This is a genomic window from Desulfobacterales bacterium, assembly GCA_029211065.1.
Classification (GTDB): domain Bacteria; phylum Desulfobacterota; class Desulfobacteria; order Desulfobacterales; family JARGFK01; genus JARGFK01.
In genome coordinates, this window is record JARGFK010000009.1 from 25,506 (window position 1) to 42,726 (window position 17,221).

At 52.5% G+C, this 17,221-nt stretch carries 13 protein-coding genes; 11 read left to right on the forward strand and 2 right to left on the reverse strand.

Annotated elements, in window-relative coordinates:
* Positions 1 to 37: 37 nt before the first annotated feature.
* A complete protein-coding gene (locus P1P89_03570) occupies positions 38 to 838 on the reverse strand; it encodes a sugar phosphate isomerase/epimerase (protein ID MDF1590573.1) in 801 nt (266 codons plus the stop codon).
* A gap of 427 nt (positions 839 to 1,265) precedes the next feature.
* Here P1P89_03570 and P1P89_03575 point away from each other — a divergent pair, with 427 nt between their 5' ends.
* The gene (locus tag P1P89_03575; GenBank protein ID MDF1590574.1) at positions 1,266 to 4,301 is read left to right on the forward strand and encodes a pitrilysin family protein; all 3,036 of its coding nucleotides are present in this window, start codon (positions 1,266 to 1,268) and stop codon (positions 4,299 to 4,301) included.
* 30 nt (positions 4,302 to 4,331) lie between these two features.
* On the opposite strand, the gene P1P89_03580 is transcribed toward P1P89_03575, so the two are convergent.
* Positions 4,332 to 4,607, reverse strand: a complete 276-nt coding sequence (locus P1P89_03580) for a helix-hairpin-helix domain-containing protein (GenBank protein ID MDF1590575.1) — start codon at positions 4,605 to 4,607, stop codon at positions 4,332 to 4,334.
* A gap of 424 nt (positions 4,608 to 5,031) precedes the next feature.
* Between P1P89_03580 and P1P89_03585 the strand changes: the two genes are divergently transcribed.
* The 10 genes from P1P89_03585 (at position 5,032) to P1P89_03630 (ending at position 17,217) form a co-directional block, all read left to right on the forward strand.
* Positions 5,032 to 5,622: a hypothetical protein gene (locus tag P1P89_03585; GenBank protein ID MDF1590576.1), complete on the forward strand. Its 591-nt coding sequence runs from the start codon at positions 5,032 to 5,034 to the stop codon at positions 5,620 to 5,622.
* Between the two features lie 492 nt (positions 5,623 to 6,114).
* Complete coding sequence (locus P1P89_03590; GenBank protein MDF1590577.1) at positions 6,115 to 7,386, forward strand: ABC transporter substrate-binding protein; 1,272 nt, start codon at positions 6,115 to 6,117, stop codon at positions 7,384 to 7,386.
* A 312-nt stretch (positions 7,387 to 7,698) separates the two neighbouring features.
* The gene (locus P1P89_03595; protein ID MDF1590578.1) at positions 7,699 to 8,565 is read left to right on the forward strand and encodes a branched-chain amino acid ABC transporter permease; all 867 of its coding nucleotides are present in this window, start codon (positions 7,699 to 7,701) and stop codon (positions 8,563 to 8,565) included.
* Entirely contained in the window at positions 8,562 to 9,581 is a 1,020-nt protein-coding gene (locus P1P89_03600) for a branched-chain amino acid ABC transporter permease (GenBank protein MDF1590579.1), read from the forward strand. Before P1P89_03595 ends, P1P89_03600 begins: the two co-directional genes overlap by 4 nt.
* Positions 9,578 to 10,372 (forward strand): ABC transporter ATP-binding protein, encoded by a 795-nt coding sequence (locus P1P89_03605; protein ID MDF1590580.1) that lies wholly within the window; start codon positions 9,578 to 9,580, stop codon positions 10,370 to 10,372. The genes P1P89_03600 and P1P89_03605 overlap by 4 nt, the downstream gene beginning before the upstream one ends.
* Positions 10,359 to 11,105, forward strand: coding sequence for an ABC transporter ATP-binding protein (locus tag P1P89_03610; protein ID MDF1590581.1), 747 nt, complete (start codon positions 10,359 to 10,361; stop codon positions 11,103 to 11,105). The genes P1P89_03605 and P1P89_03610 overlap by 14 nt, the downstream gene beginning before the upstream one ends.
* 180 nt (positions 11,106 to 11,285) lie before the next feature.
* Complete coding sequence (locus P1P89_03615; protein MDF1590582.1) at positions 11,286 to 12,944, forward strand: AMP-binding protein; 1,659 nt, start codon at positions 11,286 to 11,288, stop codon at positions 12,942 to 12,944.
* Positions 12,945 to 13,263: 319 nt separating this feature from the next.
* Positions 13,264 to 14,121, forward strand: coding sequence for a MurR/RpiR family transcriptional regulator (locus P1P89_03620; protein MDF1590583.1), 858 nt, complete (start codon positions 13,264 to 13,266; stop codon positions 14,119 to 14,121).
* 128 nt (positions 14,122 to 14,249) lie between these two features.
* A complete protein-coding gene (locus P1P89_03625) occupies positions 14,250 to 15,293 on the forward strand; it encodes a TAXI family TRAP transporter solute-binding subunit (GenBank protein MDF1590584.1) in 1,044 nt (347 codons plus the stop codon).
* 52 nt (positions 15,294 to 15,345) lie between these two features.
* Positions 15,346 to 17,217, forward strand: a complete 1,872-nt coding sequence (locus tag P1P89_03630; protein MDF1590585.1) for a TRAP transporter fused permease subunit — start codon at positions 15,346 to 15,348, stop codon at positions 17,215 to 17,217.
* The last annotated feature ends 4 nt before the right edge of the window (positions 17,218 to 17,221 follow it).

Below are 17,221 nucleotides of genomic sequence, written 5' to 3' on the forward strand. Positions count from 1 at the left end.
CGTAAATTTGCCGTAATTTCAATTTATTGTCGCGTAGTTAGCGCCAGGCTTCCTTTAAATACGCCAGACTGGGCCAGAGATCCGCCTCCCTGTGGGGTTCCAGGGTCACCACCAGGGGACGGCTGCAATGGGTTTTCAGGAATTGGAAAAGGGTTGACAGGTCATTATTACCCTTTCCCAGGGCCAGATGACTGTCCCGGCTCCCGTTATTATCGTGCAGGTGGACCTGCCCCAGAAAGGGACCGAGCGCCTGCAGCCAATTTTCCAGGGTACTCCGGCTGAAGGCATGCTGATGCCCGATATCCAGGCAAAACCTTACCCCCTGGTGTTGGAGGCGTTCAAACAAGGTCCGCATCTCCGCCGGCCCCTGTTCATATACATTTTCTATCATTAACACAGCACCGGCGCTACGGACGTCGGCAGCCAGCCACTCCCAGATTTCCAGGCTGTTTTGGAGCCACTCCGCTTGCATATGCCCATAGCGTTTAGGGTCATAGCCGCCATGGCAGACAATTGTTTTCGGCCTGAAAACAGGGACCAGTTCCAGCACCTGTTTGAAGCGCTGCCGGGTCAACGCCCTTACGGCCGGGTCCGGCGATCCCGGCGCCAGATCCATGAAAGGGGCATGAAAGGTTGTGGTCAGTCCATTTTTTTGCAGCCGGGAAGCGATCTTGCCGAAATCGGCAAGGGAATAGGTATCAAGGCTGCGGGCGTCAAAGCCGATCTCGGGATTCAGCCGGTAATTGAGAAATCGATCCAGGTAATCTTTGTAAAGCATACCAAACGGTATGTTCACCTGAACGTTCCGAATTTGTTCCGCCATATTGATTGTTTCCATAGTAGCGTTTTCCCAGTCTCCGGGATTGACCTTTTTTCATCCATCGGTCTTGGGACAAAAAATGTTCGAGCTTTTAATGAACTACCCCGCAGCAAGCTGCGGGGTATCAAGAATTAAGAAGCCAGAATTCAGGAGACAGAATAAAAAACCATAGAAACGGCTTTCTTATCAGCCTTATTCTTCTGGATTCTGACTCCTGGCTCCTGAACACTTTAAAGCACATGACACATTCAGCGGCATGATAGTTTGCAATACGCAGCAAGCTGCGGAGAATTAACCCTAAGAGAGATTAAAGCAATTGGTGCAGTCGTCAACTTGCCAATGGGTCATTTCACGATTATATTATCCTAACATATTTTTTAAACCCTGTTGTTGCCGGGCAAAATCATCTATGCACCCGCGTCTTCACGGGAAGAGAGGGAACACCATGCGTTTATTCAGGTATATTGTTGTCGGTTTCGCGATACTGCTGGTCTTTAGCGGTATCTCCCCTGCAAAGGCCTCGGTTTCAGAAATACAAATCGAGGTTAAGGAATTCACCCTTGAAAACGGCATGCAGTTTTTAATCGTTGAAAGACCCGCCACACCCCAAGTCGCCATCCGTTTGGCAATCCGGGCGGGATCGGCCCTTGAATCCGCCGGTAAAACCGGCATCGCCCACCTGCTGGAACACATGATGTTCAAGGGCACTAAAAATTTCGGCACGCTGGACTATCAAAAAGACCAGGAATTGCAGGAGCGCATCGAAGCGGCCTATCAGATAGTATTACGGGAACGGCAAAAGCGCAACCCGGATCTCAATTTGATTACGCAAAAACTCGCTGAGATGGACTCGCTACGCATGGAAGTGAAAAAAATATTTGTTCCCCAGGCCTTTTCCGCCCAACTCGGTAAAAACGGAGCGGTCAATGTAAACGCCTTTACCACCAAAGATCAAACCCAGTATATCATGTCGGTTCCATCGGACATGATCGAACAGTGGTTCTCAATGGCCAGCGAACAGCTCTTTGAGCCCTCCTGGCGGGAATTTTATGTTGAAAAGGAAGTGGTCCAACGGGAGTGGGCTTTTCGATACATCAACAACCCCAACGGCGCCGCCTGGCTCGATCTCGAGGCCACAGCTTATCATGCCCACCCTTACCGCAATCCGGTCATCGGCTGGAAGGCGGACATGGAGAAATACAGCACCCGGGACGCCATGGCATTTCACAGCACCTATTATAATCCCGCCAATGCCGTCGCTGTCTTGGTGGGCGATATCACCTTAGCGGATGCCAAACGCCTGGCGCAAATTTATTTTGAAAGATATCCCACCGGCATCCGGGCGCCGGAAACGGTAACCGCGGATCCCCCCCAGGAGGGCCCGCGCAAAAGTATCCGATTTCTCAAAGGCGCCCGATCCCCCCTGGTCCGCATCGGCTTCCATGCCGCACGCATGGGAACCGATGATTTTTACGCCCTCGATGCCATGACCATGATTTTAGGCCAGGGCCTCAGCGCCCGCATGAACCAGAATATCGTCAACCGGGGGGTGGCCGTTGAAGCCTGGGCCGCCAACCCGGATAATCGCTACGGCGGCATGGTGGTCCTGGGCGGATCCCCCAACGAACCCGAGGGGCTGTCGTCTCTTACGGACGAAGCCAAACGACAGGCGTATCTAAAGGCCTGTGAAGAACTTGAAGTCCTGCTTCTGGCGGAAATTGAAAAGATAAAGACGGAACCGGTCAGCCGGCGGGAATTGGATCGCATTATAAAGCTCAACAGGCGGGAATTTCTGGACCGATTAAGCAGCAACGAAAGTTTGGCAGGCACGCTGGCTTCATTTGAAGTAGAGGTCGGCTGGCGTTATCTTACCACCTACCTTGACAAAATTTCAGAAATTACGCCGGCAGATATCCAGCAGGAAGCCCGAAAATATATCCACAGCGAAAACCAAACCAGTATCTACGTCCTTCCCGGCGGGGATCCCGATCAGGCGCCGGCGGAATACGCAGAGATGCGATCACTGGGAAGCGCTGCTGCATCCGGGGTTGCGCCGGCCCGTTCATCTGAAAACCACTCCCGCTATCCCACTCCGGCCGGCTGGAAACATCCCCTTTCGTTTGAGCGTCATCCTGAGAAAATAAAATATCCGCCGGCCGAAACCACAACGGTTGAAGGGGCCAAGATCTTTTACCTGCCGGATCATGAGCTGCCCCTGGTCAACCTGACCCTTTTGATCAAGGCCGGTGAAGTGGATATTGCGGACAGCACATTCGGTCTGGATGATTTGATCAACCAAAGCATCGTCCGGGGCGGGACCGAAGCCTATTCGCCCGCAGAGCTGGCACTGATCCTGGATGAAAATGCAATCCGCATATCCGTATCGGTCCGCCAGGAAGATACCGTTGTGAATCTCTCAGTGATGAAACCGGACTGGCAAAAAGGGGTGTCGATCCTGGCCGAGATTCTGGCACGCCCGCGTTTTGACGCGGATATCCTCAACGCCTTTAAGCAAAGGACGCTGATGGGGCTGGCCCGACAGAGCGAAAACGCCCGGGCGGTCTCCCAGCGGGAAGGCACGATCTGGCATTTCAAGGGGCATCGCTATGGACGGGACCCGCTCATGGCGCTGAAAACCATCCCGGCCATCACCAGAGCGGACCTGAAAAATTTTATTCATGATTACTTTGTGCCTGCAAACATGACCGCGGCCGTTTCCGGCGACATCACCAAGGCGGAAGCCGTCGCCGGCCTGGAAGCTCTTTTCCGGGAGCTACCCCGGACAAAAGCACCCCTGCGCAACATAGGCGAACCCACGGATACCCCGCCGACCCTGACCCTTATCCATAAACCCGGTCAGGTACAATCCCAGGTCAACCTGACCCTTTCCAGCATCAAGCGGTCTCATCCGGACTTTTGGAAAATGAACCTGCTGATGAGTATTTTCGGCGGGAGCGACTCCCTCATGTATACGCGCCTCAGGGACGACCTCGGCCTGGTCTATTCGGCCTATTTTTACCAGTCCTTCAAATGGCAGGCGGGTTTTTTGACAGGATATATCGGCGGCAAGAGCGACCAGACGGGCGAAGCGATTATGGAGACCCTGGACATTATGAAATCGCTGCAAAATGAAATACCGGAACCGGATTTTAGACAAAAACGCCTGGACGCCCTAAACAGTTTTGTCTTTAACGTGGACACCCCGGCAGCCCTGGTGACGACCTATGGTAGTTACCACCTGCGCAATGAACCCCTCGACACCCTCGACCGGATTCAGGAGGCCTTTATCCATGCCGACCGGGAAGAGTTGAAGGGCCTGGCCGCGGCATTTCTGAATCCTGAAAAAATCCAGATCACCGTGGTGGCGGACAAGACGACTCGGGTCAAAAAAGTCGATGGAACAGCGGTCACGCTGGAAGAGGACCTCAAGTCACTTGCCAAAACCCTGGGACTGCCATTTAGGGAAATTGAACTGCGTTAAATAAAGGGGCTTCAATGTTTATCTTCAAATTCAGTCGATTAAAATTTTGTCTTTAATCGTATCATATTTTTTTGCGCCGATTCCCTTCACCTTCATGATCTCTTCTGGAGATTTGAAAGGGCCCTGTTCTTCACGGTATTGCACGATACGCTCAGCCATGGTCTTTCCAATCCCTTTAATCTGTTGAAGTTCTTTTAAAGTTGCCTTATTAATATTTATCTTTTCAGCGGATTGGGCCCAGGCCATCGAAACAAAGGTTATAAGAATTACCGTGGCGATAAAACCGATACTGAATCTTGTTTTCATTGTAATGCTCCTTTTTTTGGATTGAAGCCCCTTTTTGTGAAACGAGCTGTAAAGCTCTTTAAATCCCTTTTCAAATTTCATGCCGAAATAACCCACCTGTCGGCAAAAAAATATAAGAGACCCAATTATCATTGTATCCTTAAAATATTTAAATAGTTATGTCGCCCCAACAAGTGGGACCGATTTTTTTTTGGGAAAGCGCCACTTCTGGCTGTGATTCCGGAAGCACCTGAAGAAATTTCGATGCACAAAAAAATGTGCAAACATGCACATTTTTTTGTGCATGCCGGATGAATTTGAAAACCGTTATAACCGTATCGGTCTAGAAATTCACCGGCAATTGCCGCCGCCCTCTCTTGGGTTGCATTTGGACGCTAAAAGATATAGATTATAGAAAATCAAACCTAATAAACAGGTGCAGCAAATGAAGGTTTTATTAAAATGTTTTTATTTTTTCCTGATTGCCATGGTAGCGGCGAGCCCGGTCGCGGCGAATGTCCTGCAAAGTGAAATCTTGGGGGTCAAATGGGGAACCGACATATCGGCGCTGAAAAACTATGTAAAATTATGGCAAAAGGATAGTGTCAGTTTCTATCTCAAACCGGGCGTCAACCATACCATCTATGAAATTCAGATTCCCGGCGTTGTTTATGGATTCTATTCAGATAAGTTTTTTGCGGCTTATGCCAAAATTGATGATCCGACTGTTTTCAGCCGGCTTAAAAGCGAGCTTACGGCCCAATACGGAAACCCCAAAATAACGCTAACCATGAAAAACGAGCAGCGCATATTTACCTGGAAGGACGGAAACATAAGGATAAAACTAAAACACTATCAGCAGGGCGGCAAAATGAAGCTTGCCTTTTATTACATGCCGCTGTCTGAAACCGTAAATGAAACCCAGCAGGAAGAGCTCCAGGAAAAGACCTGGACCCTTTTTCCCATCGAAACAGGCAAAACACCCAAAAACCTGAAGCCCGAAGATCTTCCCAGCATCCCCATCCTCAGGTTTTAAATTGACAGCAGGCCCACGGTGTGACATAAATTGCTTAGAAGCCATTTCAAAACCTCAGATCAGGCTTGAGAGCAAGGCGCAAGCCGATGAAAAAGCGCAGCATACATGTGAGTATGTGAGCATTTTGAAGAGGATTGCAACGCAGCTATCAGGCCTCAGATGGGGTTTTGAAATGGCTTCTAAACTGAAAGACAGCTCTCGAATGAAACAGATACCTTTGAAAAACACTTTTTTTAGACAGCATAAAGTGCAATTGATTTTGTTGAGAGTTCCCCAATCGTTCTTCTTGTCCATTAACAAAACATTCATAACGGATCTAAATTAGTAAATTTATCCTGAGGCCATAACCGCTCCACCTCTAAATAGTCTTTGATGTTGGGAAATCGCTGATATTCATACTTCCTTCTCCTTTTCATGTTGGGGCCATCATGTGAAAATTACGGCTTGGCTTTTTTCTATAACCTACACCGAACAACCAAAGGAGGAACAGATATGAAGATAAAGGAATTGAAAAGCTTGGTCGTCCTGCTGGTGGCATTTTTTATGATCTTGCCCGGGGGTCCTGCTGCGGCTGAAAAACCGATTGTTATCGGCGCACCCCTTTCAACCGCATTTCTCTATGGCTGGTCTGCTGAAAGGGGCATGAAACTGGCTGTTGACGAAATCAATGCCAAAGGGGGCGTGAAAGTCAAGGGGGCCATGCGGCCCTTCTCGGTGGAGGTGATCGATACCCGCGACCTGGAACCCGGGGTTCCCGTGAGCGACGCCCTGCTGGCAGTGGAAAAGCTGATTCTGGACAAAAAGGCCGATTTTATCATCGGGGGCCCGGTCCGGTCTGAAGCGGCCCTGGCCGCCATGTCGCTGCTGTCAAAATACCAAAAAGTTTCCATCCTTACCACCGGTGTTCTGACCCCCGCGTACCACGCCATGGTGGAAAAAGAGTACGACAAGTTCAAATACTGTTTCCGCATTCACGGGGAAGCCAAGAATCTCGTTGGGGAAATCTTTGCCAATTTTGATGAGCTTAAAGAACTTTATAAGTTCAACAACCTGTTTATTATCGCCCAGGATGTGTCCCACGCACGCGGCGCCGGAAACCTTGTGAAGGATATCGCCACCAAAAAAGGATGGAACGTCACCGGCCTGGAAATTTATCCCACCGGTGCCACCGATTTTTCCATGGGGCTGCTCAAGGCCAAAAGCACCCAAGCTGAGATTATCAACATATGGATGGACATGCCCGAAAGCGCCATCCTGCTGAAACAATGGTATGACTTGAAGATCCCGGCGCTGCCGTTCGGCTCCACCCTGGCGGCCGCCGAACAGCCCGGCTTCTGGAAAGCCACCGACGGCAAGGGCGAGTACACCCTTTGCAACGTGGTCAACGCCGGCAATGCTCCCTCCGAGGCCACCCCCTGGACCATGAAGTTCTATAACGCCTACTCCCAAAAATGGGGAGTTGAACCCGAAGGCCTGGGATCATCCAGCAGCTATATGGCGGTTTATGTGCTCAAAGACGCCATTGAGCGGGCCGGCAGCCTGGACTCCGGTAAAGTGGTTACCGAGCTGGAAAAAACCGATGTGATGGGGGTTTACGGAAGGCTGCGCTTCAACCCCAAGAGCCACCAGGTGATCCCCGCAACCGACCCCAAAGAGGGCGCGGTCGGCAGTGTCCTGCAGTGGCAGGCCGGCAAACGCGTTGTGGTTTATCCCAAGAGCATCGCCACGGGCAGCATTCAGCTGCCGCCGTGGATGAAAAAGTAGCGATCCGGATCCCGAGGACAAGACTTTAGTCTAAGTTCAGGGGGCATATTTTACAATTGCCAATTAGCAAAGCCCGAAATCCGAATATCGAAATCCGAAACAAATATTAAATTCGAAGGCTCTAAGGCCTAAAACGAGCAATAAAGTGCGCATCTCCTAACGGCAGGATTTTTTTGGACATTAGAATTTTGGTCATTTGAGTTTGTTTCGGATTTCGGATTTCGTGCTTCTAATTTTGTATTGCGTAATATCGGCCAAGCAGCTGCACCATGGCTTTACCTTGCCGCCCAAGTATTCTATGCTGGAATTCATATGGAAATCTTGATTTACGGTACCATCAACAGTGCTGCCCTGGCGCTTTATGCCCTGGGTTTTGCCATGGTTTACGGGGTCAGCCGACTCCCCAACTTCGCCCACGGCGCCCTGTTCGTCCTGAGCGGCTTCATGACCTGGTTTTTTCTAAATTCTCTGGGGCTGAATTACCTTATCAGTATTATTCTTACCTTGATCGCCACCGGTTTGATCGGCGCCCTTATTTATCAGTTTATCCTGATCCGCATTCGCGGGATGGAGATATCCGAAATTATGGCGACCTATGCCATGGGCCTTGCCATCCTCGAAGGCCTGAGATGGGGCGGCTTTAAAGGAATGACCTATACCCTGCCGGCTTTTATCAGCGGCAGTGTCACCATCCTGGGCGTCTCGGTGGACTATCAGCGTCTGCTGGTGGTCGTCATCGGCGGGGCCGTGGTCGGACTGTTGTGGCTGTTTACCCACTATACCCGCATGGGGCTGTCCCTGCGGGGCATGGCCCAGGATGAACGCGCCGCCCTGATGCTGGGGATCGATTCCGATCGCATGGCTCTGGTGGCCATGGCGTTCGGGTCCAGCCTGGCCGCGCTGGCGGCTATCTGTCTCCTGCCGCTGGGAAATATCGTGGTGGAAGCCGGTTACAACGTCCTGATCCTGGCCATCGCCGTCTGTATCGTCGGCGGTCTCGGCAGCTGGATGGGAGCGGTCCTGGCCGCTTTTCTGATCGGTTTCGCTCAGATTCTGACGGTGGTCTATTTAGGCGCCCATTACCAGATGGTGGTGGCGCTGCTGGCCATCATCCTGACCCTGATTATCCGGCCATCCGGTCTTTTCGGTCGGCAGAAAGAACTGGAGGAAAGGGTATGAGCGTGAAAACCGGGCAACAACGCCAAGAAAGGATCGACCGCGGAATCAGAATCCGTTCGGATGGAATTTATGCCCTGATGTCCTGGCGCGAGCTGTCCTACCTCACCGTGCCCCGGCTGGCACTCATTGTCGGGATGCTGGTCCTGCCGCTGGTGCTGCCCGGCATGTACTGGCAGCGGGTCGTTTCCATTGCCTGTATCTACGCGCTGCTGGCCTTGAGCTTTGATTTCCTGGCGCACTACGTCGGCCTGGTCTGCCTGGGCGGGGCTTTTTTCGTGGGAACCGGCGGATATCTGGCCGCCATCCTGAATACATCCTTCGGCCTGCCGCCCCTGGTGACCATTCCCCTTGCCTCCATTTTAGGCGCAGCTCTATGCACCCTGCTGCTGCTCCCCTGTCTGCCGCTCAGAGGCGTTTATTTCGCCATTGTCAGCCTGATGTATCCGCTTTTTGCCATGCGCGTTATCGAGGCGCTCAATATCCTGGGCGGCACCGACGGCATCCTCGGCATCGACAGCTTTTCCAGCCGCTGGGTCGAACAGTATGCTGTAATCGGGGCAACCCTCCTTTTTCTCTTCGGAACAAGACGCCTGGTGAACATGGATATCGGCTTGGTCTTGCGCGGGGTAAAGGATAACGATCAGGCTATCCGGGCGTCGGGTATGAACATCACCCGCTACAAGACCATGGCTGTTTTTATCGCGTCGGCCATGGGGTGCATGGGCGGCGCCATCCTGGTGCATATTTACATGTGGTCCGGCATCTCCCAGTTTGCCCTTGATTTTTCGATTCTGCCCATTGCCGCCACCGTAATCGGCGGCAGCGGCACCCTGGCGGGGCCGGTTATCGGCTGTCTGATCCTGGTCCCCATATCCGAATTGCTGAGGGATTTCGGAACCCTGCGTATTGTGTTTTATGCGGTGATCCTGATGGGGTTTATCGTTTTCCGCAGCGAGGGACTCCTGGTTTACGGCCAGCGCAAATATCATCAGTTTGAAAGGTGGACGCGGTTATGACCACGGAACCGATTCTGCAGGTCAGGGACGTAACCAAGGCTTTCGGCGGCATCCAGGCGCTCAACGGAGTAAGCTTCGACGTATACGAGGGGGATATCCTGGGCATCATCGGTCCCAACGGTTCCGGCAAAACCACGGTGGTCAACTGCATTACCGGCTTCATCAAGAAAAGCGCCGGAAAAGTTTTCTTCCGGGGCAAAGATATCAGCCGCAAACCACCCCATAAAATCGCCGATATGGGGGTGACGCGCACATTCCAGATCATGCGCCCCTATTACAGCCTGCCGGCCTACAAGAACCTGGTGATCCCTCTGTTTTCACCGCGGGCCAAACGCACCGGCGGCTGGCGCGGCGGCGGCAGGCTGGGGGACCGCAATACCGTGGGAATTGACATCCTGGAAGAAATCGGATTTGAGCGCGATTCCTTTGTCCCCTACAAAATGGCGTCGAGTCTGCCCACCGGTTATCTTAAGCGCCTGGAGCTGGCCCGCTGTCTGGCGCTCAAGCCCGACATCATTTTCTGCGACGAAATCTTTTCGGGTCTGAGCATGAGTGAGATCAGCAGCATGGTCCCCCTGATCGAGCGCCTGCAGATGGACGGGATCACCCTGGTGATGATCGAACACCGCCTGCGGGAGCTATTCCGGGTGGCCAACCGGGTAATGGTCCTCAACTTCGGTGAAAAACTCATGGAAGGAACCGCCCAAGCGGTGATGGCGGATGAAGCGGTCAAAAAGGCCTACTTCGGATCGGAAAATGTAGAGGAGCTCATGGGCAATGCTAACGGCTGAAGGCCTGATGGTTTTTTACGAAAACATGCTGGCGCTAAACAACGTCGGCATCACCTGCAGGGAAAACCAGATCGTGGGCGTATTCGGCGCCAACAGCGCCGGAAAGTCCACGCTGATGTACACCCTTTCAGGGATCATGGAAGATATCCGCCGCAAAGCGGAAATGGCCGGCGGCGAGCGCATCACGGTCATGGGGCAGATCCGCTATCTGGGCGAGGATATCATGGGCGTCAAACCGAGCCAGCGTGCCCGAAAGGGAATCGTCCTCTGCCCGGAGCGGCGCCGGATTTTTAACGAGAGCAGCGTCATGGAAAACTTAAGGATCGGCGGCTACGTGGCATCGCCGGCCCAGGCCCGGGAAACGCTGGCATATGTTTTTAAAATATTCCCGGCGCTGGAAAAACTGAAAAAACGGATCGGCGGCTTTCTCAGCGGCGGTGAGCAGCAGATGCTGGCCATCGGCCGTGCCTTGATGGCGCAGCCCAAGCTGCTCCTGCTGGATGAGCCCCTGATGGGCCTCAGCCCCCTGGTTCAGGCCATGCTGGTGCGGGCCGTCAGGGAAATCCGCGACGAAACCGGGATATCCATCATCATTACCGAGCAATATGCCCGGCCGGTGCTCCCTATCATTGATTACGGTTTTATTCTGGAAAACGGAGCAGCGGTCATGGAGGGAACCCGGAAAGAACTGATGGGCAACCCTGACGTGCGTTCCGCCTATTTTGGAATCTGACGGGTTGCGGGTTACGCGTTACGGGTTACGAGTTAGCGAAGGCTATGGTTCAGAAATGGATTACAATGCCTCCCGGTTCACAAAGGACGGTGTCCGGTTCATTAAAATCCCTGAGCCCTGAACCCTGAAAGCTTAGGCCGATTTAATACCGACTTGCTGGAAGGATATTATGATTGGGCCATGAGTAACAGCGAACTGCAAAACGAACGGATATTTACCCGCTTTGACCGGATGAGCGAGCGCTACCCGGACCGGACGGCGCTACTCTATCTGGGCGAACGCTTTACCTTTGCCCGGCTTCGAGAGCTAAGCGACCGGTTTGCCGGCGCCCTGACCGGCATGGGCATCGGCAAGGGCGACCGGGTCATGCTTTACATTCCCAACTGCCCCCAGTGGGTCATCGCCTTTCTGGCGATTCAGAAAATCGGCGCGGTGATGGTGCCGGTTTCACCCATCTACACCTCCCATGAGATCACCTACATGATAGAAGATGCCGGCGTTGAAACCGTCATTTGCCTCGACACCAATTACTGCTATGCCAACGAGGTCTGCTTTAACGTCGGGGTCAAACATGTCATCGTAACGAACCTGGTGGAGCTGCTCCCTTTATGGAAAAGATATCTCGGGGTTCTGCTGGATAAAATCCCCCACGGCAAGGTCGAAAAGCAGGACGGCGTTTACACGTTTAAATCGCTTTTAAACCACCCGCCCATCCAGTCGGCGGTTGCACTGGATCCCCGCAAAGACCTGGCATACATTCTCTATACCGGCGGGACCACCGGTTTCCCCAAAGGGGTTCCCGGCAACCACATCGGGATGACCTCCTATGTCAATGACGTCACCGAAGATGTTGCCCGCGGCTACCTGAAAGAGGGCGAAGATGTCTATATCGCCGTCAACCCCCTGTTTCACATCATGGCGCTGGGGCTGTTCATGTCGCTGGGACTGAACAAGGGCAACACCACCCTGCTGATGCCGGTTCCCCAGGTGGATGCCATTCTGGAAACGATCCAGCAGCACCGCGCCCGCTGGCTGCTGGGGGTTCCCGCCCTTTACCGCATGATTCTGGAAAACGACCGCATCGACCGGTATGACTTGAGTTCGCTGGCCTACTGCTACTGCGGCGGGGATGTACTCCCCATGGAAGTGTTCAACCGCTGGCAGCAGCGTTTCAACATTCCGATCTATCAGGTGTACGGCTCCACCGAGATCGGTCATGTCACCTACAGCCGCATTGACCGTCCGCCCCGGCCCACCTCCATCGGGCTGCCGCTGAAAAGCCGAATATGCAAGGTGGTGGACCCGGCGACCCTGGAACCGGTTGCAGCCGGTGAGGTTGGGGAACTGCTGGTCACCTCACCCTATACCCTCAAAACCTACTGGAACAAGCCGGATGAAACCGAGCGCGCCTATGTGAACCTTGACGGCGAAACGTATTACCGCATGAGCGATTTCGTCCGCCAGGACGAGTCCGGAGAACTGGTCTATGTGGAGCGCTCCGCCGACATCATCAAACACAAAGGCTACCGGATTTCCGCTTCGGAGGTGGAAGCGGTTTTGCAGAACCATACGACCGTCATCGGCGCCTGCGTCGTTGGTGTCCCTGACCCCAAAGTCGGAGAGCGGATCAAGGCCATCGTGGTCTTGAAGGAAGATGCCCGGGGGGTGGGCGGCGCCGAGCTCATCAACTGGTGCCGCGAACGCCTGGCGCCCTATAAAGTCCCCAGCTACATCGAGTTTCGCGACATGCTGCCCAAGTCCAAAGTGGGCAAGCTGCTTCGGCGTGAAATCCGCGACGAGGAACGCCGGCGCATCTCCAAGGAAAAAAGCACGGCGTGATTCAACTGATATAAATTTTTTTGCCTGATTTGCCCCTTTGATTAACATAGCGTCCATGTATCCCGCCGGTAAAAAAATTCGTTATCCTTTTAATACCACCCCAGCGTTATTTCGCAAAGCAAAAGCCCCAAATTGTAATTCCAGCTGTTTTTATTTCTACACTAAATTTTATAACCATCTAGAATATTTGATTATAAAATATATTGACAATATTATTTCATATATGTATTTATATGAAAAATATATTTCATACAGGGCTGCCAAAAAATAGCGTGCTGTCCGAATGTTTCCAAACCATTCAATAGGGTGACCGACAAGCATGAAAGAAATCGAAAAAATTTTTAGCCATCTGGAGGGCAGGTTCGAAAAACTGTCACAGAACCAGAAGCTTCTGGGAAAATATATTTTGGATAATTATCAGAAAGTCGCCTTTGCAACCATCGAGCAACTTTCGGCGGAATCAGGTGTCAGCGGTGCAACCATCGTCCGGTTTGCCAAAGCCATGGGCTACAAAGGATATCCCGCATTCCAAAAGGAAATCCGACGGATTGTTCGTGCGGATTTAAAAGGAAGCGAACGGTATAATATCGACTATGAATTTCGCGCCCGGGAAAACGATCCGCTTTCAAGAACCCAGCAAAAAGAGCTTGAAAATCTTTCTCACCTCCGGGAAACGCTTGATGTGTCAGAATTCAATAAGGCGGTTGAGACGATACATCGCTCGCAGAATATTCTGGTAATTGGATCTCGCAGCACCGCTTCCCTGGCCTACCATCTCTGGTTCGGCCTCACCAAGCTTGAGTTGAATGTATCCAAGATTACGACCGTCAACTCGGAAGCATACGACCGCATGAACAAAAGGAATCGACCGGATCTGGTCATTCTCATCGGATTTCCGCGCTATTTGAGAGAACTCAAAGAGCTTCTGGACCTCGCCAAGGAAAAGGATGTCAACACCATCATCATCAGCGACAGCCCGTTCTCGCCGTTCCGCGGAGACATCAATCTTTACTCCCCGGCGGAATCAGCTTCATTCATGGCATTTCACTGCGCCCCCCTGATTCTGATAAACGCCCTTATCGACCACGTGGGTATGCTGGATCGGGATCGAACATTAAACGCGCTGGATCGCTTTGATAAATTGGCCGCAGAAAGGAAATATTTCATAAAGGCATGACCGCCTATGACACGTCCTTAAATCAGTTCTTTTTCATATTGGGGGTGTTCCGGGCAAAAGACCCACAAGGCAGGATGGATATTAACGACGTTCATGAATAAACAAGTATGAATGCAAAGGAGGTCAAAATGAAAAAAACAATTATGTTGGTTTTTGTTCTAATGACGTTTGTTCTTCAGGGTCCGGCCGGGGCGGCTGAATCCCCCTCCGCCCAGAAAGTCAACCTGTCCCTGGGCAGTGTCGGTTCCTCCTCGGGGGTTTATGCGTTTGCAATTTCTTTGGCCGCGGTCGTTCATAAATACGATCCAAACATAATGGTGACGGCCGTGGAAGGCGGCGGCGGATATGACCATGCCAAATCCATGAAAAAAGGTATCTTGGACTGGTCCATGAGCGGCAGCCCCGCCGTTTACGCAACAGTGCGTGCAGGTGTGGCCAATTTTCAGAAAGAGGGTCCGTGGGAACCGATCCGTCTGATGTTCATGCGAAACCTGAATGTAACCCGCATCTATGTGCGCGCCGATGTTGCCGCCAAGGAAGGAATCCGCACCTGGAAGGATTTAAGCGGAAAGAATTTCTGCCCGGGAATCCCCGGCACCCGGGACGCTTCCCGCATCATGGATGCCAACAAGATGCTCGGAACCGGCATCAAGTTGATCCCCAGTTCTTTGGCGGATGCCACCCGGGGGACTCGCGAAGGCAAACTGGTGGGCATGGTGAAGGGAAGCCCGCACGACAGCTTTGATGCAGCCATGATGGAAAGTCACTACAGTACCCCACTCACCGTCATCGGCTTTGCCAAAGATGAGGCTGACAAACTCCAGGCTGAAGATCCGATGAATACCTTCATGGAAACTTCGGCAGGCGCCATCCGGGAACTCCCGAATCTGCCAAGTTTATGGGAGATGAGCTCGGCCACCATGACCATCAGCAGTTCGCAAATGTCCCAGGAGACAGGTTATCGCATCGTAAAAGCCGTTTATAAGGGATGGGACGAAATCGCAGCGGCATTTCCTCCCTGCAAAGGAATCGATCCCATTGCAGATGCCTTCAAGCATACACCCGCCGGCAAGGAATTCTTTTTTCACGCCGGTGTGATCCAGTATGCCAAAGAAAAGGGAATTCAGGTTCCGGACCGTTTTATCCCGCCGGAATATAAAGACGTAAAATAACAGGGACGGGATTTTAAATCATCATAAAGTTGTTCTTCACAGGAGGTTTCCCATGCCCTGGATTACCCGCGAAAGGGCGGTATACTGGACTGCTTTAGGATTCGCGATATTTCAGTTGTTCATCACCGTCAGCATATCCCTTTATGATATGCAGCTCAGGGCGCTCCATGTCCTCATGAGCCTTTCCGTTGTTTTTCTGGCGCTTCCCCTGAGTAAAAAGGCAGACAGCACCAACCGCATATCGCTCGGGTCGCTGTTGATTGTCGCTATTGTATTAACGGCCAACATCCGGATTTTTATCGACTGGGAAAAAATAATCATGTATCCCGGCGATGCCGGCCGGATCGATCTGGTCCTCGGGGCTTTCCTGACCGTTTTTATTCTGGAAGCTTCCCGCCGGGCTACGGGCTGGGCGATACCGGTGCTGGTCTGCCTCATGTTCGTATATGTGTTTTTAGGGCCGCTGATGCCGGGGATCTGGATCCATCCGGGTTTTACGCTGGAGCACGTCCTTTCGTCCCTCTACTATTCATCGGACGGCATCTACGGCTCCTTGACCGGTACTTCGGCGACCTTTATCTCCATGTTTATTATTTTCGGGACGCTGCTGGACGCCTCCGGCGGCGGGAAAACGTTTATCGATGTAGCCCTCCTGTTCGCGGGGCGCTTCAAAGGCGGACCGGCCAAAGTGGCTGTGGTTTCAAGCGCGCTATTCGGGATGATTTCAGGAAGCGCGGTCGCCAACGTTTCGGTGACCGGCAATTACACCATTCCCCTGATGAAGGGGCTCGGATATGATCCGAATTTCGCCGGCGGGGTGGAATCCATATCATCAACCGGGGGGGGCATTACTCCCCCGGTGATGGGCATTACGGCCTTTATCATGGCTGACCTGCTGGGAATACCCTATTTAAAGATCATCGGCTATGCTGCCATTCCCTGCCTGCTGTTTTACATCGGGATCATCGCCGGTGTACATTTTGAAGCGACGCGCATCCGGCTGATTCCGGTCCCAGCGGATCAGATTCCGCACTGGAAAGAAGTCCTGACCTGGAATAAAATCATGCCGCTGATTGCCCCGGTATGTGTTCTGCTGGTTCTGCTGTTCAGGGGATACACGCTGATATCGGCCGGTTTCTACGCCTGCAGTACCGTGATCGTTCTTTACATAAGCTCGGATTTGACCTTGTCCGGCTTGAAGCAAAATGTTTTGAAAATATTAAAAGCCCTCTGCAACGGCGGTCTTTCCATCGCCAAAATCGCTCCCATTCTGGTGAGCGTCGGCATCTTTACCGATCTGCTTGGCCTTACCGGCGTCGCTCCCAAAATCAGCAGCTTGATACTTGAAATGGGCGGAACCAACTTGATCGGTTCTCTGCTGGTGGCAGCCCTGATCCCGCTGATCCTGGGCGCACCCCTGCCGGTGACGGCGACTTATATCCTTTCGGCCGCCCTGATCGCACCCGCAATTGTAAAGCTCAAGATCGACGTGGTGGCCGCTCACATGTTCCTGCTTTACTGGGCCACCCTGGCATCTGTAACCCCGCCCACCTGCACGGCCTGTGTGATCGGCGCCAATATCGGCGGCGGGAACTGGTTTAAGGTCGCGCTGGTGGGCATGCGCCTGGGGGCGGTCGCTTTTCTGATCCCGTTCTTTTTCGTTCTTAATCCCGCTCTGCTGGGACGGGGAGAGCCCATTGATGTTATAATTTGCGCGGCAACCGGGATCATCGGGGCGATTTTTCTTGCTGCCGGTTTTTTCGGATCAAGGGACAACATCATAAAATCTGTTGTGAAAGTTGCGGCCGGCGCCCTGATGCTGGCGCCGAACTACACGCTCTCATTTCTGGGAATCGGGATGGGGGGAATTACACTGGTGTATGAAAAGATCTTTTCGGAAAAACAACGTGCCGCTAAAGTTTAGATGT